Annotated in this window: 21 protein-coding genes; 16 read left to right on the plus strand and 5 right to left on the minus strand. The window is 58.1% G+C overall.

Annotated features, from left to right (window positions below; translation table 11 throughout):
- On the minus strand, nt 1–772 hold a 772-nt coding region (locus AXW11_RS16675), incomplete at its 3' end, for a GGDEF domain-containing protein (RefSeq protein ID WP_286792485.1).
- A complete protein-coding gene (locus AXW11_RS16680; RefSeq protein ID WP_036203822.1) occupies nt 769–1,779 on the minus strand; it encodes a GGDEF domain-containing protein in 1,011 nt (336 codons plus the stop codon). The genes AXW11_RS16675 and AXW11_RS16680, both read right to left, overlap by 4 nt.
- A 179-nt stretch (nt 1,780–1,958) precedes the next feature.
- Between AXW11_RS16680 and AXW11_RS16685 the strand changes: the two genes are divergently transcribed.
- The 11 genes from AXW11_RS16685 (at nt 1,959) to lipB (ending at nt 11,991) form a co-directional block, all read left to right on the plus strand.
- Nucleotides 1,959–3,215 (plus strand): glutamate-5-semialdehyde dehydrogenase, encoded by a 1,257-nt coding sequence (locus AXW11_RS16685; protein WP_036203825.1) that lies wholly within the window; start codon nt 1,959–1,961, stop codon nt 3,213–3,215.
- 6 nt (nt 3,216–3,221) lie between these two features.
- Nucleotides 3,222–3,854, plus strand: a complete 633-nt coding sequence (gene nadD, locus AXW11_RS16690) for a nicotinate-nucleotide adenylyltransferase (RefSeq protein ID WP_091644122.1) — start codon at nt 3,222–3,224, stop codon at nt 3,852–3,854.
- Nucleotides 3,855–3,942: 88 nt separating this feature from the next.
- The gene (gene rsfS / locus AXW11_RS16695) at nt 3,943–4,293 is read left to right on the plus strand and encodes a ribosome silencing factor (protein ID WP_036203834.1); all 351 of its coding nucleotides are present in this window, start codon (nt 3,943–3,945) and stop codon (nt 4,291–4,293) included.
- A gap of 2 nt (nt 4,294–4,295) precedes the next feature.
- Nucleotides 4,296–4,766, plus strand: a complete 471-nt coding sequence (gene rlmH, locus AXW11_RS16700) for a 23S rRNA (pseudouridine(1915)-N(3))-methyltransferase RlmH (RefSeq protein WP_075194938.1) — start codon at nt 4,296–4,298, stop codon at nt 4,764–4,766.
- A gap of 14 nt (nt 4,767–4,780) precedes the next feature.
- The gene (mrdA, locus tag AXW11_RS16705; protein ID WP_075194939.1) at nt 4,781–6,673 is read left to right on the plus strand and encodes a penicillin-binding protein 2; all 1,893 of its coding nucleotides are present in this window, start codon (nt 4,781–4,783) and stop codon (nt 6,671–6,673) included.
- Nucleotides 6,673–7,815 (plus strand): rod shape-determining protein RodA, encoded by a 1,143-nt coding sequence (rodA, locus tag AXW11_RS16710; protein ID WP_075194940.1) that lies wholly within the window; start codon nt 6,673–6,675, stop codon nt 7,813–7,815. The genes mrdA and rodA overlap by 1 nt, the downstream gene beginning before the upstream one ends.
- Before the next feature lie 138 nt (nt 7,816–7,953).
- Entirely contained in the window at nt 7,954–8,979 is a 1,026-nt protein-coding gene (gene mltB, locus AXW11_RS16715; protein ID WP_177190654.1) for a lytic murein transglycosylase B, read from the plus strand.
- Nucleotides 8,979–9,848 carry a septal ring lytic transglycosylase RlpA family protein gene (locus AXW11_RS16720; protein ID WP_091644127.1) on the plus strand — a complete coding sequence of 290 codons (870 nt, stop codon included), beginning with the start codon at nt 8,979–8,981 and terminating at the stop codon, nt 9,846–9,848. Before mltB ends, AXW11_RS16720 begins: the two co-directional genes overlap by 1 nt.
- Before the next feature lie 31 nt (nt 9,849–9,879).
- Entirely contained in the window at nt 9,880–11,046 is a 1,167-nt protein-coding gene (locus AXW11_RS16725) for a D-alanyl-D-alanine carboxypeptidase family protein (protein WP_075194943.1), read from the plus strand.
- Nucleotides 11,047–11,078: 32 nt separating this feature from the next.
- Nucleotides 11,079–11,348, plus strand: a complete 270-nt coding sequence (locus AXW11_RS16730) for an HP0495 family protein (RefSeq protein ID WP_036203854.1) — start codon at nt 11,079–11,081, stop codon at nt 11,346–11,348.
- 4 nt (nt 11,349–11,352) lie between these two features.
- Complete coding sequence (gene lipB, locus AXW11_RS16735) at nt 11,353–11,991, plus strand: lipoyl(octanoyl) transferase LipB (RefSeq protein WP_036203857.1); 639 nt, start codon at nt 11,353–11,355, stop codon at nt 11,989–11,991.
- 36 nt (nt 11,992–12,027) lie between these two features.
- On the opposite strand, the gene AXW11_RS16740 is transcribed toward lipB, so the two are convergent.
- Entirely contained in the window at nt 12,028–13,116 is a 1,089-nt protein-coding gene (locus AXW11_RS16740; RefSeq protein WP_075194965.1) for a GGDEF domain-containing protein, read from the minus strand.
- A 259-nt stretch (nt 13,117–13,375) separates the two neighbouring features.
- Here AXW11_RS16740 and AXW11_RS16745 point away from each other — a divergent pair, with 259 nt between their 5' ends.
- A complete protein-coding gene (locus AXW11_RS16745) occupies nt 13,376–14,818 on the plus strand; it encodes an ABC1 kinase family protein (protein WP_036203860.1) in 1,443 nt (480 codons plus the stop codon).
- On the opposite strand, the gene AXW11_RS16750 is transcribed toward AXW11_RS16745, so the two are convergent.
- Entirely contained in the window at nt 14,761–15,201 is a 441-nt protein-coding gene (locus AXW11_RS16750) for a YqaA family protein (protein WP_036203863.1), read from the minus strand. The two genes, AXW11_RS16745 and AXW11_RS16750, sit on opposite strands and share 58 nt — an antisense overlap.
- 105 nt (nt 15,202–15,306) lie before the next feature.
- Here AXW11_RS16750 and AXW11_RS16755 point away from each other — a divergent pair, with 105 nt between their 5' ends.
- On the plus strand, nt 15,307–17,433 hold the full coding sequence (locus tag AXW11_RS16755; protein WP_036203866.1) for a methyl-accepting chemotaxis protein: 2,127 nt from the start codon (nt 15,307–15,309) through the stop codon (nt 17,431–17,433).
- 185 nt (nt 17,434–17,618) lie between these two features.
- On the plus strand, nt 17,619–17,870 hold the full coding sequence (locus tag AXW11_RS16760; RefSeq protein ID WP_036203869.1) for a GrxA family glutaredoxin: 252 nt from the start codon (nt 17,619–17,621) through the stop codon (nt 17,868–17,870).
- Between the two features lie 65 nt (nt 17,871–17,935).
- On the opposite strand, the gene AXW11_RS16765 is transcribed toward AXW11_RS16760, so the two are convergent.
- The gene (locus tag AXW11_RS16765; RefSeq protein WP_036203882.1) at nt 17,936–19,198 is read right to left on the minus strand and encodes a 6-phosphofructokinase; all 1,263 of its coding nucleotides are present in this window, start codon (nt 19,196–19,198) and stop codon (nt 17,936–17,938) included.
- A 154-nt stretch (nt 19,199–19,352) separates the two neighbouring features.
- Between AXW11_RS16765 and mpl the strand changes: the two genes are divergently transcribed.
- Together mpl and AXW11_RS16775 are read left to right on the plus strand one after the other, a co-directional pair.
- Nucleotides 19,353–20,747 carry a UDP-N-acetylmuramate:L-alanyl-gamma-D-glutamyl-meso-diaminopimelate ligase gene (mpl, locus tag AXW11_RS16770; RefSeq protein WP_075194946.1) on the plus strand — a complete coding sequence of 465 codons (1,395 nt, stop codon included), beginning with the start codon at nt 19,353–19,355 and terminating at the stop codon, nt 20,745–20,747.
- A gap of 42 nt (nt 20,748–20,789) precedes the next feature.
- Nucleotides 20,790–21,437 (plus strand): flavin prenyltransferase UbiX, encoded by a 648-nt coding sequence (locus AXW11_RS16775; RefSeq protein WP_036203886.1) that lies wholly within the window; start codon nt 20,790–20,792, stop codon nt 21,435–21,437.
- Nucleotides 21,438–21,532: the final 95 nt, after the last annotated feature.

Below are 21,532 nucleotides of genomic sequence, written 5' to 3' on the forward strand. Positions count from 1 at the left end.
GTGTGAAGGGCAGGATCAGGAAAAACTCGCCGTCTTCAAGCGTGTAAAGGGTGTCGCCAGCACGGATAACGTCAAACAGGTGCTGGGTGAGGTCCCTGAGCAGTCGCTGCATGCCGGCCTGGCCGTGCAGATCTTCGGCTTCCTCGGCGTAATCAATGGCCAGGGAAATCACCGACAGGGAGTGTGACATGACAATGGCCCGGGAAATTTCCTTTTGCAGGGTTTCGTCCAGGAAGCGTGCATTGTGGGCGCCGGTCACCGGGTCGGTAATGGCCAGATCCTCTGCCGATTGTGCCATGTGGTCGTAGTGCCAGATATACAGCGCGGCCACCGCGACCAGAGCAAACACCCCGGCACTGATGGTTATGGCGTACATCAGGGGCGATGACAGGAGTAGAAAGAGTGCCAGTGCGACCAGCAATAACAGGGAAAGGATCAGCCCCTGTCGTAGCGGAAGGATCAGCAGATTCAGTACAACCAGGGGCATAACCCAATGACTGATGCCGGGAGGGTCAAGGGCAAACATGGCCGCCACCAACCCACTGTTCAGCGCTGTAAGAATAAGGAGATGCCCCGGCGCCGACAACTGGCGGCGGCGACATATGAAGGTATAGCCAGCGCCTGCGACCGTCAGCAACGCCATTCCGGCAGCCAGGAAGAACAGGTCATAGAATCCGTAGCGAAGGTTCTGGAACGCCAGGCTTGCAATGAAAAGACTGGCAAACGCATAACCGGCCAGATGGGTAAAACTTCTCAAGCGGGTTTCAGTCATAACGCCGGCCCCTCCGTTCTGGGTGGGGGCGATGTGTGTGTCCAGGTACTGTAGGACTGGGCGCGGTCGCCCCCTTGTTGCTGGGCGCGCCGCAACGCATTGGCAGCGGATTGCTGCAAACTGTCTGCGTCATCGCCGATATTCAGGCCGGCGATTCCCGCACTGACCGTCAGATGCAGTTGGTGTGAGGCAAGCAGGGTGCGTAATCCCTTTCGGATCGTCTCGGCCTGTGATGCCGCTTCTGCCGTGGGGATGCCTGGCAGGATGACCAGGAATTGCAGATCTGCTACCCGATAGTAGGTGTCGAAATCCCGTAGCTGGGAGTGCAGATAACGGCCGATCCGTGGCAGTATGGAGCGTATGTCGGCATCCGGGTCGCTGTCGCTCAGGTGGGTGTCCAGGCCGATCATGATCACCGACATATCGGTGCCTTCCCGTTCACTGCGCTGGATCTCCTTGTGCAGATCAGCCGTCAGGTATTCGCGGCTTGCGGCCTGGGTCAGTTCGTCGGTCCGGCGCAGGGGCGCAAGTTGTCGCGACTTGTACTCACGCAGGAAAACCAGCAGGCCTGAGAGCATAACGGTCAGCAGCAGTGCGCTAAGCATCTGGTGGCGTTCGGGCAGGCCGGCAGACCAATGGGTGGCAGACATCGCAAGAACGGCGCAGAGTGCGGTAATCGCCGCTGCCCAGGTGACGGGCAGCAGTGCAAAGCCGACCAGTGGTGCGACGTAGAGCCAGTGGGTCAGGCTCCAGGGCCCTGTCCATAGGCTGGTGGCCAAAAGCGACAACAGCGCCACAAACAGGAGTCGGTGAATCGCCGGCCAGGGTTGTCGAGAGCGTCCGGGGTGGAAGGTGTTGCCGCTGAAGACCAGTGCTGCGGCGACAATAGCGGTGATTGCTGTCAGTGTCTCCCGTTGGATCACTGAAAATGCGGCAATGGCGATCAGGATCAGGAATCCAGTTCTCGACAGGCGGCTTAACAGGAATTTTTCGGCCATCTGGGCCATGGTATCCGTCCTCTCCCGGGCGTCCGTGGTTTAAAGCATACAGCAGGTTTTGTTCAATGACCCGCGGAATAAAGTGTCTCAGGCCGGTATAATAATCGCTTGGGATGCGTACTTGAAACGGGAAAGGTAAAGTTAGGCCCTGATTCGCACAATCGGTATTAACATTGAAAGGTAATCGGATGGATATTGCAGCTTATATGGCGGAGGTAGGACAGCAGGCACGGCAGGCCGCGAGGGCTGTGGCCCGCTCCACAACGGCTGTTCGCAACCAGGCGTTGCTGGCAACAGCCGAGGCTCTGGACGCTGCGCGCGATGAGCTTGCCACAGCCAATGCCAGGGATCTGGAGGGTGGCCGTGCCAACGGTCTTGAAGCAGCGATGCTGGATCGGCTGGAGCTGACCCCGGCGCGCATCGATGCAATGATTGAAGGGCTGCGCCAGGTGGCCTCGTTGCCGGATCCGATTGGTGAAATTACCGATATGACGTATCGACCCTCCGGAATACAGGTTGGTCGCATGCGTGTGCCGTTGGGTGTTATCGGTATTATCTACGAATCCCGGCCCAACGTGACTGTAGAGGCTGCCAGTCTGTGCCTGAAGTCCGGCAACGCCACCATTTTGCGCGGGGGCTCCGAGGCCATTCATTCCAATCAGGCCATCGCAGCCTGCCTGGCCAAGGGGTTGAAGGAATCAGGACTGCCAGAAAGTGCCGTACAGGTCGTGAAAACCACCGACAGGGCGGCTGTCGGCGAACTGATTACCATGCCCCGGTTTGTGGATGTGATAGTCCCCAGAGGTGGTAAGGGACTGATTGAGCGGATCAGTCGTGATGCGCGCGTACCTGTAATCAAGCATCTTGATGGTATCTGTCACGTGTACATCGACAGTCATGCTGATCCCGAAAAAGCCCTAAACATCGCGGTGAACTCCAAGACCCAGCGGTACGGCACCTGCAATACCATGGAAACACTGCTGGTGGACCAGGAAATTGCGGCCGATATTCTGCCCTTGCTGGCGGACGCCTTCCGGGACAAAGGCGTGGAGCTCAGGGGCTGCCCGCAGACAATGGATATTCTCCCCGATGTTGTTCGTGCCACCGAGGACGACTGGGGTACGGAATACCTGGCCCCGGTGCTTGCGGTAAAAGTGATCGACGGGCTTGATGGCGCCATTGAGCATATCAATCGTTATAGCTCTCAGCACACAGACAGCATCGTCACGGAAAACTATACTCGGGCCCGTCGATTCCTGACGGAAGTGGATTCCAGCTCCGTCATGGTCAATGCGTCGACCCGTTTTGCGGATGGTTTTGAGTATGGTCTCGGTGCGGAAATCGGCATCTCCACAGACAAGATTCACGCCCGTGGGCCGGTTGGCCTTGAAGGTCTGACATCACAGAAATACGTGGTGTTTGGCGACGGCCACATCCGGACCTGATTGCGCATGCATGTGATCTATGGCGGCACCTTCGACCCGATACATCATGGCCACCTGCGGCTCGCGGTCGAACTAAGGGAGCGGTTGGGGGTGTCGGAAGTGGCTTTGATGCCTTGCCACGTGCCTCCTCACCGTGACGTGCCGGGTGCCACGAGTGCGCAGCGTCTGGCTTTGCTGGAGCTGGCCATTGCCAGCGAGCCCGGGCTGACTCTGGATGATCGCGAGTTGGGGCGGGAAGGCGCGTCTTACACCGCGGAGACGTTGACGCAACTGAGGGCGGAGATCGGCCCCGACAAACCGCTCGCCATGGTTTTGGGTACGGATTCCTTCGCCGGTTTCGACCGCTGGCAGGAGTGGGAGCGGATTCCCGAACTGGCTCACATTGTCGTCGTGCAACGTCCGGGGCCAGGTCTGGCACCGGACGGTGTGCCGGCGAAATTATTGAGCCAGCGGTCAGTCGAGCGGGTAGAGGCCTTGTTTCGCGCGCCTTGTGGCCATATTTTGCAACTCGACCCACCGTTGCTTGATATCTCTGCGACCGGTATTCGCGATCGGATTCTTTCCGGCCATTCTCCCCGTTACCTGCTGCCCGACCCGGTGTGGCGGGAAATTCAACGCCAGAGACTATACGGCGCATGACCGGACGGGAACTTTTAGTGCTACAATCCCGTCTGAATATGACTTTTCGGGTGGCTGCCTTCGCCGCTGCCCGTCCAACAGGGTGATTATGCAGGCAGAGCAACTGAAAGAACTGGTCGTGGGTGCGCTTGAGGACGTCAAAGCGCAGGACGTAAGCATCATTGATGTCAGGGGGAGAACCAGCGTAACGGACTACATGGTCCTTGCGTGTGGCACCTCCAATCGGCATGTGAAATCCCTGGCGGATTCGGTGTTGTCCGAAGCGAAGGAGCAGGGGGTTCGTGCCAGCAATGTGGAAGGCGCCAATGCGAGTGACTGGATTCTGGTTGATCTCGGCGACGTGGTGGTTCACGTCATGATGCCGGCAACCCGAGAGTTCTATGACCTCGAACGCCTCTGGCGTGATGCTCCCGATCTGGGTGTTGCGGGTAGCGAATAATCATGCGGTTACGCCTGGTCTGTGTAGGGCAGAAAATGCCCGAGTGGGTCAGCCAGGGGTATAATGAGTATGCCCGCCGGATGCCGCCGGAGTTGTCCCTTGATCTGGTGGAAATTCCCCTGGCCCATCGTGGCAAGAATCCGGATATTCCCAGGCTGATGCAGCGTGAGGGGGACGCAATCCTGTCGGCGTTGGGCCCTCGTGACCGGGTGATTGCCCTGGAAGTTGGCGGCCGCAACTGGTCCACTGAAAAATTGGCCGGTCAGCTTGAGAACTGGCAGTTGGATGGCCGCGACGTCAGCTTTCTTGTCGGCGGGCCGGATGGTCTCGCCGACATCTGCCGGGACAGGGCTGATCAGCTGTGGTCGCTGTCTGCCTTGACCCTGCCGCATCCATTGGTGCGGATCCTTCTAGCCGAGCAGCTCTACCGCGCCTGGTCCGTCACTCGCAACCATCCTTATCACCGGGCCTAGGAAGCCAAGCCAATATGCCCTGGGGAGAGTTCAAAGACATCGCAGCCGAACGGCGCCTGTTCCAGCGTCGTGCATTCGTCATGCTGTTACTGGTCTTTGTATTGCTGGGCGTGTTGATTGCCCGGATGTATCAACTGCAGGTTGTAGAACACGACATCTACACCACGCTTTCCGACAAAAACCGTGTTCAGGTACAGTCCGTGGCGCCTCCCCGCGGGTTGGTCTATGACCGCAACGATGTCTTGCTGGCCGAGAACCGCCCGGTTTTCAGTGTGACGCTGGTACCGGAGCGTGTCGGCGACATGGAACAAACCCTCGCAAAACTCCAGGGCATGCTGAGCATTTCCGAGGAGGATATGGAGCGCTTCCAGCGTCGGCTGCTTGAGCCTCGCCGTCCGTTCCAGGAATTGCCCCTGCGTTACGATCTGGATGAACAGGAAATCGCGCGTCTGGCGGTTCACCGCCACGAATTGCCGGGGGTTGAGGTATCCGCGGAACTGGTTCGGTACTACCCCCATAGTGAGCTGACGGCCCATGCCTTGGGGTACGTCGGGCGTATCAACCGTCAGGAACTTCAGCGAATTGACCCGGTGAACTACGCAGGCACCAACTATATTGGCAAATCCGGAGTGGAGCGTTTCTACGAAGAGCTCCTGCACGGGCAAGTCGGCTACCAGCATGTAGAAACCAATGCTCGGGGCCGAACTCTGCGTGTGCTTGAGCGAGAAAACCCGGTAGCAGGTGAGGATATACAGCTACATTTAGATCTGCGGCTCCAGCGGCTGGCCCATGAGCTGCTGGATGGCCGACGTGGTGCCATTATTGCTATTGAGCCCTCCACTGGAGGCATTCTGGCGCTGGCGAGCGTTCCGGGCTTTGACGCCAATCTATTTGTGACCGGCATCGGCGTGGAGGCCTATCGATCACTCAGTCAGAGTCCCGATAAGCCCCTGTTCAACCGGGCTTTGCGTGGGCAGTACTCTCCGGCGTCGACGCTTAAACCTATGCTGGCAATCGCAGCACTCGACAGCAATGCCACCACCCGTGACAGGACGATATGGGACCCGGGTTATTACCAGTTGAAACCCGGCGGGCGCCGCTGGCGGGACTGGAAACGGGGTGGTCATGGGTGGGTCGACCTGAAGTCAGCAGTGGCTCAATCCTGTGATATTTACTTCTACGAAGTCGCAGTCGATATGGGGGTGGATACCATGCACCGCTACTTGTCCGATTTCGGCTTTGGTGAGGATGCTACCCTGGACGTTGCCGGGGCCCTGAGCGGTTTGCTGCCGTCCAGCGATTGGAAACGCGCTATACATAATGAGCCCTGGTATCCGGGAGACTCGGTAAACCTCGGTATCGGTCAGGGGTTTATGCTGGCGACGCCACTGCAATTGGCAACGGCCACGTCGGTGATCGCGAACCGTGGGAACTGGGCCGAGCCAAGGCTATTGAGAGATGTAAAGGGTGACCATTCGGTTGAGGAAGTGTTGCCCACCGGCACCCATCAATCGATTGAGCTTGAGAACCCGGACGACTGGGAGTTTGTTGTAGAGACCATGGCTGAAGTCATGCATGGTAGCCGCGGGACGGCCCGAGGGGCGGCCCGCGGCGCGACGTATCGAATGGCCGGAAAAACTGGTACCTCCCAGGTATTTAGCCTGGCGGAAGATGAAGAGTACGACGAAGAGGAGATCCGTGAGCGATTACGGGATCATGCTTTGTTTGTTGGCTTTGCACCGGTAGAGAATCCCCAGATTGCCGTTGCTGTCATTGTAGAAAACGGTGGAGGTGGTAGTGGAACGGCTGCGCCTGTCGCTCGGGCGATGTTTGACGCCTGGTTGTTGGATTTCCCCGCAGAAGGCGATGAACTCGTTGTGGGTTCATCCGGGGAGAGGGGTAACTGATGTCAGCGGGAAGCCTGTTTAACCAATCTGCGCGTCACCCCCTGTCTAGCCCGAGGGGGATCTGGTCGGCGTTGCATATTGACCCGATTCTACTGTTCCTGTTGCTGATCCTTATTGCAGGCGGGTTATTTGTTTTGTACAGCGGGGCCGACCGCAACCTGGAGGTTGTGAAAGCACAGGGCATCCGGATGGGCGTGGCCCTTGTGGTAATGTTCGTGTTCGCCCAGCTCGACCCGGCTGTGTTCCGGCGTTGGTCGCCCTGGTTGTTTGCTGCCGGCCTGATAGGACTGGCAGCGGTATTGCTGGTTGGCGTTGGTGCCAAGGGCGCGCAGCGTTGGCTGGCCATTCCCGGGCTGCCCCGTTTCCAGCCTTCGGAGCTGATGAAGCTGGTGGTGCCGATGATGGCCGCCTGGTACCTTTCGCGCCATTACCTGCCTCCCAGACTCCGCCATGTTGCGGTGGCGTTGCTCATTGTGTTGGCGCCGATGGCAATGATCATCCTGCAGCCAGACCTGGGGACCTCGTTACTGGTCGGCGCCGCAGGGATATTCGTGGTGTTTTTTGCCGGTATGGGCTGGCGCCTGATTGGCGCCTTTCTTGCCATGGTGTCAGTGGCGGCGCCACTGATGTGGTTCTTCGTTATGCGCGAGTATCAGAAGCAGCGCGTACTGACTTTGCTGGATCCTCAGAGCGATCCGCTTGGCGCCGGCTGGAACATTATCCAGTCCAAGACCGCTATTGGCTCGGGGGGCATGGATGGCAAGGGGTGGCTCCAGGGCACACAGTCCCATCTTGAGTTTCTTCCTGAGAGCCATACCGACTTCATCGTTGCGGTGCTGGCGGAAGAATTTGGCTTTGTGGGCATGCTGGTTCTTCTGGTGCTCTATCTCCTGATTGTTCTGCGGTGCCTGTACATTGCGTCGACGGCACAGGATTCCTTCAGCCGGCTGTTGGCGGGCGCGCTGACGATGACGTTTTTTATCTACGTCTTCGTCAATGTGGGTATGGTCAGTGGCCTTCTGCCGGTGGTGGGCGTGCCGCTACCGTTGGTCAGCTATGGTGGAACGTCAGGGGTAACGCTGATGGCGGCGTTTGGGGTGTTGATGTCGGTTCATACCCATAGACGGATGATCAGTGCGTGATGACCGGGCACCGACCATGGACAGGGAGTAATGGTTGCCGGGTCCGCAGCCATGGTAATCTTGGCCGCGATAACGGGCCGCAGCTGTGGTGACGTTGTATTGATAAGGTTCTCGAGTCGAAGCCAGTCAAGGGGATTCATGAAAGCTGTCAGGTATTGGTTAGGTGTCGGATGGGTGATGGTGTGCTTTGCCTCCCCTTTACAGGCCGGTCCCTACAATGAAACACCTGAAAGCCGTGAATTTGTTCGTGAGATGTCGGAACGCTACGGATTTGAGGCCGAACGTGTGTCTGCAATACTGGCCAACGCGCAGCGCCGTGATTCGATATTGGAAGCCATCAGCCGACCGGCTGAGAAAACCCTTGAGTGGCACGAATACCGTCGGATCTTTATGCGTGATGAACGCATAGAGCAGGGCGTCAGTTTCCTCAGGAAACATCAGGAAGCCTTTGAGCGCGCCGAACGTGAGTACGGTGTACCGGCGTCAATCGTTGCGGCGATTATCGGCGTCGAAACCTGGTATGGCACCTACAAAGGAAAGTATCGGGTGCTCGATGCCCTTGCCACTCTGGCATTCGACTATCCGCCCCGGAGTCGTTTTTTTCGCAGCGAGCTTGCCCAGTATTTGCTGATGACCCGTGAACAGGGCTTCGACCCTATGGCGTTGACGGGTTCCTATGCGGGGGCGATGGGGTACGGTCAGTTTATCTCCAGCAGCTACCGGCATTACGCGCTTGATTTTGACGGTGATGACGTTGCAGACATCCTGACCAATCCCGTGGATGCCATCGGCAGTGTCGCCAATTATTTCCACGCCCATCGTTGGCAAACGGGTGAGCCTGTGGCAGAACGGGTGAGTGACAGTCTGCCAAAGAGCTCACCATTGCTGACCAGGGAACTGCGGCCGACGTTGACGGTCAATGACTATCGGCAGGCGGGTATCGTCCCGAAAATGGATGTGCCCGGCGACGCCAAAGCCAGAGTGATCCGTCTCGTCGGGGACGAGGGCTCTGAACTATGGCTGACCTACCATAACTTTTACGTGATAACCCGCTACAATCACAGTCATCTATACGCCATGGCGGTGCACCAGTTGGCAGGTGCGCTCGAAGAGCGGATGCGGCCGCTGGCAAATGAAAACAATGGGGATAGTAACAACTCGTGATGAAACGCCATGTTTTACTGCTGGTTTTCGGGGTGCTGGTGCTGGTCGGGTGCGCATCATCGCCCGAACCTGACCATTCCTCCCGCTACACCCTGAGCCAGGACCGTGCGCCTTCAGGCAACTTTGATGCATCGGGGCTTGCCGATGCCACGCCTCGATTTGAGGAGCCGCGCCGCGCTGGAAACAAATCCCCTTATCAGGTCTGGGGCAAGGAGTATCACGTTCTGGGCACTAACGATGGTTATGTTCAGCGCGGCACCGCGAGCTGGTATGGTGAGAAGTTCCATGGACACAAAACCTCGAATGGAGAGGTTTTTGACATGTACGAGATGTCGGCGGCGCACAAAAGTCTGAGAATCCCGGGATACGCCCGGGTGACCAACCTCGATAACGGTCGCTCGGTGGTGGTTAGGGTCAACGACCGTGGCCCCTTCCACGGGGATCGCCTGATTGACCTCTCCTATGCCGCGGCCAAAAAGCTGGGTTATCAGGGCAGGGGTACGGCGAGGGTTGAGGTGGCTGCCATCACGGTGAATCGTGACGGCTCGATGACGCTTGCCGGCAAGCCGTTCCCGGAATCTGGAGCTCCGGTGGATGCCGAACGCCTGAAGGATCCCGGGCCGGGCAGCGAGGCCCTGTTTGTGCAACTGGGGTCGTTCAGCCAGCGTAACCCGGCCGAGGCCCTTCTGGACAGGGCGCGGCGTGCAGTCGCAAACCCAATGCGGGTGAGGGAAGTGGAAACGGCTTCTGGCCGCTTTCACCGCGTTCAGGTCGGGCCGTTCAGGGACGAGGATGAAGCCCTGAGAGCCCAGAGCCTGCTTGAAAATCACGGATTTGGTCAGTCAATACTTCTGACCGACACTCATTGAACCAGTCACTTACTTGAAACTGAATGGACCCATGGCACTAAATAAAGCGTTCCGAGCCTTCTCTGCTGTTCTGCTCCTGATTCTGCTTCCGGCTATGCCGGTTGCGGCCCAGGCTGTTCTGATTCCGTCATCACCGCAGATCGCGGCGAGTTCCTATATCCTGATGGACCCGCTTTCCGGACGGATTATCATGGAAGAGAACAGCCATGAGCGTCTGCCCCCGGCCAGCCTGACCAAAATGATGACGGCCTATATCGTGGAACGGGAGCTGGACGAGGGTCGGATTTCCCTGTCCGACATGGTGCCCATCAGCGTGAACGCCTGGCGAACCGAGGGTTCACGGACCTTCGTTAAAGAAGGGACGGAAGTGTCGGTCGAGAACCTGCTAAAGGGCGTCATCATTCAGTCTGGGAACGATGCCTCAGTGGCGCTGGCCGAGTATATTGCCGGCAGTGAAGGGGCGTTCGTCGACATCATGAACCAGCAGGCGCAGATACTGGGGATGAACGAGTCCAGTTTTGCCAATGCTACCGGCTTGCCTGCCCCGGATCATTTCTCCACTGCCTACGATCTGGCCCTTTTGGCAAAGGCGATTATCAACGACTATCCGGAAAACTACCCGCTGTATGCCCAGAAACACTTCACTTACAACAATATCCGTCAGCCAAACCGGAACAGCCTTTTGTGGCGTGACGACAGTGTTGATGGGCTGAAGACCGGCCATACCGAGGAAGCCGGTTACTGCCTGGTGGCGTCAGCCAAGCGCAACGACACCCGCCTGATTGCTGTGGTGATGGGAACAGACAGCACCTCGTCCCGCGCCCAGGAAGTCCAGAAAATGCTGAACTACGGCTTCCGCTATTACCAGAGCGAGCGCCTGTTCCGCACTGGCCAGGAACTGTTGGAAGCGCGCGTATGGGGCGGGGCAAGCGATAGCCTGTCCGTAGGACTGACAGAAGATGTTTACGTCACCATTCCCCGAGGCTCAAGGGATTCCCTGGAATCCACCGTTGAACTCGACTCAGTGATCAAGGCGCCCATTTCCATGGGCGACGAATTGGGCCGGGTGACCGTCAAGCTCGGCGATGATGTGGTCGTGGATCAGCCGGTGCTGGCACTCAGCGATATCCCGGAAGGTGGTTTCTTCAAGCGGATCTGGGACGCCATCAAACTATTCTTTGTTCAGCTCTTTGAGTAAGGGCGCGAGTGGCCTGTAGGAGATAAACCGGGATGAGCGAACCAAAGGCACCCAAAATCGAGTTTCCCTGTGACTACGTGATCAAGGTTATCGGGGACGCCGCGCCAGACTTTGTGGAGTTTGTGGTGGGCGTCGTGGAGCAGCATGCACCTGGCATTTCGAACGATGACGTTACGGTGAAAGACAGTCGCGGCGGTCGGTTTGCCTCGGTAAACCTCAAGATCGTTGCCACGGGCGAGCCGCAGTTGAAAGCTCTGTTCGAGGAACTCAAGGCCAGCGGCCGGGTTCATATGGTGCTGTAACCTGATGGCCGAGCTGATCGTTCGTGACCTGGGTGAACAGCCCTACCTGGAAACCTGGGAGGCGATGAAATCGTTCACGGCCTCGCGAGACGCCTCCACGCCCGATGAACTCTGGCTGCTGGAACACCCAAGGGTCTACACCCAGGGGCAGGCCGGCAAAGCCGAGCACATACTGGCCCCCGGTGATATCCCGGTGATACTGGTGGATCGCGGTGGCCAGGTGACGTATCACGGCCCTGGCCAGCTTGTGGTTTACCTGATGATAGACCTGACTCGCCATCGCCTGGGAATTCGCTCCCTGGTTGATGTCATTGAGCAGGCCATTGTCCGGACCCTTGCGGGGATGGGTGTGGCGGCAGCGCCGCGTCCGGATGCGCCGGGTGTCTATGTGGAACAAGCGAAGATTGCGTCGCTGGGGCTGCGTGTAAGGCGAGGATGTTCGTTCCACGGTCTGGCCCTGAACGTGGCCATGGACATGGAGCCGTTTCGCCGGATCAACCCCTGTGGCTATGCTGGCATGGCGATGTGCCAGGTCAGCGACTTCGTCCCCGGGGCAACCGTTGCCGGTCTTGCTCCTGCTCTGTCGGATGAATTGGTTAATGGCCTGGCGGGTGGCGCTGTTCGACGGGTAACGGGCTGGTAACGCGAAGCCCAAGTACCGATTGAGGCGGTTGCCTTGCTAGCCGTGTATACCCTCGAAATCACACACCTTGTTACGCCCCAGGGTCTTGGCTCGATAAAGTGCTTCGTCGGCGCGCTGTAGCAGTCGGTCCACAGACTCTGCGCCGTGGATAGTGGCGACTCCGACACTGATAGTGGTGTTGATGCTCCCGCCCTGGGTCTCTATAGGCGTTGATGCAATGGTCTGGCGTATGCGATTGGCCGTCTGGACGGCCTCAACGGTATCGGTCTCAGGCAGCAATACCAGGTATTCTTCTCCTCCCCAGCGCGCCAGCGTATCGACCTTGCGGCTGTGTTCCCGCAAGGTCCTGGCTACCATCACAATGGTTTCATCCCCCACCTGATGACCATGGTTGTCGTTGACAGACTTGAACAGATCAATGTCCATCAACAACACCGAGAAACCGCGCGAATTGCGTAAGTAACGCTGATACTCAGCTTCCAGTTGCTCGTGGGCTTCACGTCGATTGGCGAGCCCCGTTAACGCATCGTGTTTAGCCGCATATTCAAACTCGGCAGCCAGTTTCAACAGCCCCAGTTTGCTGCGCCGCCGGCTCTGATCCAGGACGTAGCAGGTGGACATCTCAAACCCCAGTACCGCAAGCATGGTGAGTCGGAAGCTGGTGCTGTACGGCGAATCGAATACCAGGTCCCCGAGTGGGCTGAATAGCAAGGCAACCCCCGCAAGTCCGCCGGAACAGGCAAGCACGCCCACTTTCGCTTCGCTGATGTAGAAGATGATGGGTGGATAGGCAAACAGCCAGATAATGGCAGAGCCGTCCTCCACCGCATTGACTGCCAGATAGGTGAAGAGGATCGTGATCGCGGTAATAAAGCCGCGGCGTTGCAGAGTACTGTTGCGACTGAGCAGATAAACAATACCATTGACACTGAGCAGCACGGCAAAGACGATCAGGGCTGTGGCGGAGCCGGGAATTCCGCGATCCAGGGATCGCCATGCGAAAAACAGCAGGATGGGGACCGCTGCCAGAGTAAGCCAGCCGATCAACATCGGAACCGGAATTTCACCCTTCACCCGGAACTGTGACAGTTTGGTGTCGGAGGGTCTGCTGGTGGTCTGAGTCATTGTTGCTGTCTTGTTGTTTTTGGGCATCAGTGGCCAGGTCATCGACCACATTTTTATACTAAACCGCTTTGGACGTGGGGTCTGTGTAAAAACGTAAAACCTTTCGCCAACCACAGAAGTAAACACAGAAGAGGCGGTTTGCATTGGCCCCAAGGGCAATGAATCGACGGCACGCCGGTTAGGTTTGCGGGCCCGGGTATCCGTATAATGGTTATAAAGGCTGATAGCGCCAACACTTACAGAACCGAGCAGGTTTTTGATGGCATCCAGACCCAAAAGCACATCTGTTGCACGTATCAAGACCGGCAGCTTTGAGCGTCGGCTTACCCTCACCAGGGCGGGGCTTTTCGCAGGCACCCGGATGGCCTCCCATATGGCCACCAACTGGTTCAGCAGCAAGGACAAGCGGGAGGCCCGGCACCGGGCCATGCTATCCAGCCAGGCGGAATTCCTGGTGGACGAGTTGGGCAAGCTCAAGGGCAGTGTCGTCAAGATCGGGCAGGTGATGGCTCTCTATGGCGAGCACTTCCTGCCTGAGGAAGTAACCGAAGCACTGCACACCCTGGAAGACCAGACCACCTGGCTGGAATGGCCGTCGATCGAGCGTGTGCTTAAGGCTGAACTGGGTGCTGACCGTTTGGCGGAACTGGACGTGGATCCCGACCCGATTGGTGCGGCTTCGCTGGGGCAGGTTCATCGAGCGCGCCGGCGTAGCGACGGGTTGGAACTGGTGCTCAAGGTCCAGTACCCCGGCGTTGACGAAGCAGTCGACAGTGACCTTAACGCAGTTGCACATCTGCTCAAGATAGCCCGCCTGGTCTCCTTCGGCCCCGAGTTCAACGACTGGCTGGAAGAAGTGCGGGACATGATGCACCGGGAGGTGGATTACCGCCTTGAAGCCCGTACCACCGAAAAGTTCCGCCAGATGCTGCTGGACGATCCTCGTTTTGTGGTGCCCCGTGTTCTGGACGAGTACTGCACGGCCCATGTCATCGCCTCCACCTACGAGCCGGGCCACTCAGTGAGTTCAGTGGCGGTACGGGAGCTTGCTCTTGATCGTCGCAGCGAGTTGGGCCGCGCCGCACTGGAATTGTTCTTCCGTGAGCTGTTCATCTGGGGTGAAATCCAGACCGATCCCAATTTCGGCAATTATCGGATCCGCATCGCTGGCGAGGAAGGCGCGAACAGCGAAACTGACCAGATAGTGCTACTGGATTTCGGGGCGGTACAGGCCTACTCCGCGAGCTTCCTGGACCCGGTCATCCAGATGATCCGCTCCTCCTATGAGGGCGACCTGCCGGGGGTGGTTGATGGCGGTATCCGGTTACGTTTCATGAGCCAGGATTGGCCCGAGGACGTTCTGGACACGTTCGGCAAGGTTTGCATGTCGGTATTGGAACCTCTCTCCAGGGATTGCAGCAACTGGCCCGATGAGGCAGTGAACGACCGCGGCCAGTACCGCTGGAAGCAGAGTGACTTGCCGTCGCGGGTGGCGCGCCAGGCCGCGCGATCAGCCATCAGCCGCTATTTCAAGGTGCCGCCGAAGGAATTTGTATTCCTGAACCGAAAGTTGATTGGTGTCTATACGTTCATCGCGGTGCTGAATGCGGAATTCAACGGTGAGGATCTGCTCCGGGAATACCTCTACGGTGATCCCGGCACCCCCGATGCTTCCAGCACCAACCAGATGACCAAGCCGTAGCGCAATCCCTTGCCAATGGCCACCAGGATCACAAAGTTGAGCCAGGGCACGCGCATGATCCCGCCAACCAGGGTCAGTGCGTCGCCGCCCAGTGGCAGCCAGCCCAGAAGCAGTGACCATTGCCCGTAACGGTTGAAGCGGGTGCGGGCCTTTTCGAGCTGGGATTCGGAGATCGGAAACCAGCGTTTGTGCTTAAAGCGATCCACCTGCCGGCCGATAACCCCATTAATAACCGAACCTGCGGTGTTGCCCGCCGTTGCCCAGAACCATATCCACCAGAGCGAATAGCCTTGAGTCACCATGCCGCCAAGGAGAATTTCCGAATAGGCCGGCAGTATTGTTGCTGCGGCCAGTGCGGTCATGAACAAAGTGAGATAGGCCAATGGACGCTCCTGGTGAGATGAATGCCGATCAGGCTCTAATGGCAGCCGTGCCTTCAGGGCACTAAGCTGATAATGAATCCCTATCTGAGACAGGTTGCTGTACCAATGAAAAAACTGTCACTGCGTTTCAAACTCTATGCCCTGGTTATTACGCTGCTGCTGGTTATGGGAATCAGTATTGTGGTGACCGCCCAGCTTTCCCTGGGACAGATGGAGCAGCGAATCACCTCCGAAACCCGTGACACGGTGCGCAGCCTTGCCGTCGACCGGTTGAGCGCAACCGCCGGGAAATACGGTGAGGTTGTCAGCGGCATGTTTGCCACAGCGTATCGGACACCGGAAGTCGTCCGCAACGTCATCAGCCGGAATATACAGACGGACAGCTCCGGCCGCATCAGCCGCGTTGCCCTTCAGGAAACGGTGGGTGCGGTACTGGAAGAGCAGGATGGGCTGAGCTCGATCTATGCCCAGTTCGAACCGGATGCCTACGACGGCCAGGACCGCTACTTCACCGGTGGCGTTGAAGAGCACAGCAGCGATGAAGGCACCCTGGAAATCTATTATTACCGCTCTCCCGACGGCGATGTGGTCTTCAGTCGCACTGAGGATCCGGCTACCAAGTATCTGGATAACCGGAATGAGTTCGGTATTCGCGAGGCGGAATGGTACTTGTGTTCCAAGGATACCCTGTCCCCTTGCATCATGGAGCCTTACGAATACGAAATTGAAGAGGGCTATACCGAACTGATGACCAGCCTGGTCGTGCCCATTATGAACGGGAGCGAGTTTGCGGGCGTGGCCGGCGTTGACCTCAACCTGTCAACGCTCCAGAAAGCGATCCAGAATGTCAGCGATAACCTCTATGACGGCGCATCAAGGGTGACCCTGCTGAGCAGTAAGGGGCTGATTGCTGCATCCAGCCACTACAGTGAACATCTAGGCCGGCCGTTGTCAGAAGCATTGCCTGAGCAGGCTGAAACATACGCTTCCCTGCACAATGACGGCGGTACCTACGACGATGGCGACACGCTGGCCGTGTCTTACCCCATCGAGATTGACCTGCCGGATGCCCAGTGGTCACTGTTGATCGAATTACCACGTCAGACCGCGCTGGCGGATGTCGCCGAAATCACCGGCCTGCTGTCCAGCGAGGTGGATACCACCGCCGGGCGTCAGACCATGGTGGGTGTACTGGTGTCGGTAGTGGCGATCCTGATTCTGGTGGTGCTGGTTCGCTCGGTAACCAAACCCTTGAACGAAATCCGTGACCGGATGAAGAACCTGGCCAGTGCTGAAGGGGATCTGACCAGTGAGCTGAACATTGATACCCACTCGGAGCTGATCGAGCTGGCCGGCGGATTCAACCAGTTCCTGGGCCGGTTACGTGAAATGATCAACGACCTGAAAGATGTCAACGCCAAGGTCAGCCAGCAGGCGGCAGACGTGGATGTGATCGCCAAGGAAACGGATGAGCAAACCGAAAGCCAGCATCAGGACATCGAAAGCGTGGTTACCGCCATGAACGAAATGTCCGCCGCTGCCAGTGAAGTGGCAGGTTTCGCGGGTGAGGCAGCTGAAAACGCGCAGATGGCCCAGGATGGCATCCGTTTTACCCAGGATACGCTGACGTCTGCCCTGGACGGCGTGGGTGCATTGGCGGGCGATATGGATGAGGCCAGCACTGCGATAGGGCAGGTTGCCACTCGCAGTGAGGACATTAACCGTATTATCGAAGTGATCCGGGGAATCGCGGAACAGACCAACCTGCTGGCGCTGAACGCCGCCATTGAAGCGGCGCGAGCGGGGGAGCAGGGGCGTGGCTTTGCGGTTGTGGCAGACGAGGTCAGAACACTGGCGTCCCGTACCCGTGAGTCCACCGATGAGATCAGTCAGATGATTGATGGCCTTCAAAGCGACGTGGGCGGAGCCGTTACCGTGATCAAGGGTGGCGTTGATCGCGCCACCAGAGCGGTGGAGGGAACCCGTGAAGCGGACCATTCTCTGGCCTCAGTAGTTGAGCGCATAGCAACCATTGTGGAACACGTCACCCATGTGGCCACGGCAGCGGAAGAGCAAAGTTCTGTCAGTGAAGAGATCAACCGCAACCTCACCCGTATCGGTGACGCCGCCAACGATCTTCGGGCATTGGCGCAACGGGTCAGTGGCAGCGGGCAGACACTGGATGAGCAAGTGAAAGTGCTGGAGACGGAGTTGAGCCGCCTGAAAACCTGAACACACGGTTAGGTAAGGCTGCACCGAGAAACACCGGTAGCGCTGGATACATCAGTCCAGGCTATCGGCGCCATTCAGTTCATTAATTTTATTTTTTCATTGGGCGTGCCACCATACGGTACAGCTTGTCGACGACTGCAACACGATACGCAGGGTCGCCCATTGTTTCGAACAGGAGTGAGTTTATGGATCATGTCACCATCTACGGTCGTGCATCCTGCGGTTTTTGTATGCGCGCCCGGCAACTTTGCGAGATCAGGGATATTCCCTACCGCTACGTGGACATGATCGAGGAAGGCATCAGCAAGGCGGATCTGGAAAAAACCATTGGTAAGCCCGTACATACGGTGCCCCAGATCTTTGTGGGCGAAGAACACGTTGGCGGGTTCGACCATTTCTCGCAGTACGTGCAGAGGTTTGAAGCTGCCGGTGGATAAACGGTTCTGCAAAAAAAAAGGCGCCAGCCGGTGATTCGGTGGCGCCTTTTTTGTAGGTCAGCGGCTTAGAACTGGAAGTCGGCTTTCAGTTTTTTCTCGACCAGCTGATTCTTAAGCTTTGCGACCCTCGGAAGACCATCATCGAACGGCGGGAAGCTCTCGCCGTGAATCAGTGGCTCCAGGTAGTCGCGGCAATCTTGCGTGATGCCGTAGCCGTCATCCGTGATGTAATGGATCGGCATTTTCTTCTCCTGGTTGGCGACCTCGCTCAACGGCGCCTCACCAATGTGCCAGCGATAGGGGCGTGACTGTTCGCGCACAATCGTTGGCATCAGCGCCTGTTTACCTGCCAGCGCCATTTCCACGGCCACCTTGCCTACGGAGTAGGCCTGCTCCACGTCCGTAGCGGACGCAATGTGGCGGGCGCTGCGCTGCAGGTAATCGGCTACGGCCCAATGGTACTTGTGGCCCAGGGCCTGGCGCACCATATTGGCCAGCGCTGGCGCGACGCCGCCGAGCTGGGTATGACCGAAGGCATCCTTGGCGCCAGCGTCGGCCAGGAAGCGGCCGTCTTCATACTGGGCGCCTTCCGAGGCGACGACCACGCAGTAGCCGTACTCCTTGACGCAGAAATCCACACGTTCAAGGAAGCGCTCACGCTCGAAGGGCACTTCCGGGAACAGGATAACGTGAGGCGGCTCGCCTTCGCCTTTCCCGGCAAGGCCACCAGACGCCGCGATCCAGCCAGCGTGGCGCCCCATCACTTCCAGGATGAACACCTTGGTGGAGGTGTCGCACATGGAGCGAATGTCCAGGCTGGCTTCCAGGGTAGAGGTGGCGATGTACTTGGCCACTGAGCCGAAACCGGGGCAGCAGTCGGTGAAGGGCAGGTCGTTATCCACCGTTTTGGGTACGCCGATGCAGGTAATCGGGTAGCCCATTTTTTCAGCAAGTTGGGACACCTTGTACGCGGTATCCTGGGAATCGCCGCCACCGTTGTAGAAGAAATAGCCAATGTCGTGAGCGCGGAACACCTCGATCAGGCGCTCGTACTCGCGTTTATTCTCGGAAAAGTTCTTCAGTTTATGGCGGCATGACCCGAACGCACCGCCCGGAGTGTGGATCAGCGCCTGGATATCCTCATCGCTTTCGAGGCTGGTATCAATCAGTTCCTCTTTGAGCGCGCCGATGATTCCGTTACGCCCGGCGTACAACTTACCGATCTGATCGGGGTGCTTGCGGGCGGTCTGGATAACCCCGCAGGCACTGGCGTTAATGACGGCGGTCACACCGCCTGATTGGGCATAGAATGCGTTTCTGGTGGCCATTTCCGGCTGGTGCCTCCTGCAGTTTCATCAAGTGCGGCAGATGATACGCCAATCGCTTTTTTTTTTCATGACATCAAACGTCATAAGGAACGCTTGACGACCCGCATTCTATACGGGACGCTTTGCAGGTTTCATTTAAGAGGTCGATAACCGAATGCACATCCATATCCTGGGAATCTGTGGCACCTTCATGGGCAGTCTGGCCGTACTGGCGAGGGAGCTCGGGCACACCGTGACGGGCTCCGATCAGGGGGTTTACCCGCCCATGAGTACCCAGTTGGAGGCCCAGGGAATCGGGTTAATGGAAGGTTACGATCCTGACAACCTCAAGCCTCAGCCGGACCTGGTTCTGGTTGGTAACGCCATGTCCCGGGGCAACCCGGAGGTGGAAGCGGTTCTTAACCAGAATATTGATTACATGTCCGGCCCGGAATGGCTGGCGCGAGAGGTTCTGCGTCACCGCTGGGTGCTGGCGGTTGCCGGGACCCACGGCAAAACCACCACAACCGCCATGTTGTTGTGGATCCTGGAGCAGGCCGGGTTGGAACCGGGCTATCTGATAGGTGGGGTCCCCAATGATTTCCCGGTTTCGGCACGGTTGGGGAGTAGCGACTTTTTCGTTATTGAGGCCGATGAATACGACAGCGCCTTCTTCGATAAGCGCTCCAAGTTTGTCCACTATCGTCCCCATACCCTAATCCTCAACAATCTCGAGTTTGATCACGCGGATATTTTTGACAACGTTGAAGCCATCGAGCGTCAGTTCCATCATCTGGTCAGAACGGTGCCGTCCCGTGGGTTGATTGTGCGCCCGGCCCTGGATGCCCATCTTGATCGGGCGTTGGAACTTGGCTGCTGGAGCAGCGTGCAGGCTACCTCTGTGGGCAGCGAAGTGCCCTATATGGCCGACTGGCGGGCGGAGCTGTTGGCTGAGGATGGCAGTCGATTCATGGTGGTGCACCACGAACAGCCGGTGGCTTCAGTCAGTTGGTCTCAAACCGGCCTGCACAACGTGCGCAACGCCCTCGCGGCCATCGCAGCAGCCCGCCATGTGGGTGTTACCCCGGACCATGCCGTGGCGGCGCTGTGCCGCTTTTCGGGCGTCAAACGCAGGATGGAGCTGCTTGCGGATGTTGGTGGTGTCTGTGTCTACGACGACTTTGCCCATCATCCGACGGCCATCGCTACCACGCTGGAGGGCCTACGCCACAAGGTGGGCGATGAGACCATCCTTGCGCTGATCGAGCCACGCTCCAACACCATGCAGCAAGGTTTTCACCAGGAGAGCCTGCTGCCCAGTGCTGCAGCGGCGAATCAGGTATTCTGGGCCAATCTCAATGGCATGGACTGGTTGCCAGCATTAGTTGAGGGCCGTAGTCCCGAGTCGGCAACACCGGATCGCCATCGTGTCGGGGCCAGCGTTGAGGAACTGATCGGCCAGGTTCTGGATCAGGTATCCGGTCCCTGCCATATTGTCATTATGAGTAACGGCGGTTTTGGCGGTATTCACCAGAAGCTGATTGCCGAACTGGAACGCGAATCCGGCTGACGGGGCATCCTGCCTCCGCTATCCAATCAGGAAACTTCAGTTATGACGGCAGCGTCCGAAAAACAGCGGGTGATCAATCTGGCCTTTACCGGTGCCTCTGGCGCCCAGTACGGCTTGCGTTTGTTGCAGTGCCTGGTGGCGGCGAACTGCCGGGTGCATGTGATGGTCAGCAAGGCGGCACAGGTAGTGATCGCCACGGAAACCGATCTGAAATTACCGGGCAACACCGCCGCCATGCAGGAAGCGCTTGCCAGCTATGCCAGCGCCCGTCCGGGGCAGGTGCTGGTGTTCGGCCGTGAAGACTGGTTCGCCCCGCCGGCTTCTGGTTCGGGTGAAAAAGCCCCGTTGGTGATTTGTCCCTGCAGTACCGGCACCCTGTCTGCCCTGGCCACCGGCGCCAGTAACAACCTGATCGAGCGCGCCGGAGATGTCGCCCTTAAAGAGCGGCGGCAATTGATCCTGGTGCCCCGGGAAGCGCCCTTTTCGGAAGTGCACCTGGAAAACATGCTGCGCCTGACCCGCATGGGGGCGGTCATCATGCCGGCCAGTCCGGGGTTCTATCATAGGCCGAATTCCGTGAGTGACCTGGTGGATTTCATCGTTGCCCGACTTCTGGATCACCTGGGCCTGCCCCAGGATCTGATGCCGCGCTGGGGCGAGGAGAGGGCGAAGGCGAAACAGCCCGACTGAACCGATGGGCGATGGTTTTGGTCAGCCCGATTGATGCTTTTCATCATTGAGCGAAAACGCCGCGCCCCCGAGACTTGGTGAACGACAACCACAAC

It is taken from the genome of Marinobacter sp. Hex_13 (assembly GCF_001566815.1).
In the GTDB taxonomy this organism is placed as follows: domain Bacteria; phylum Pseudomonadota; class Gammaproteobacteria; order Pseudomonadales; family Oleiphilaceae; genus Marinobacter; species Marinobacter salarius.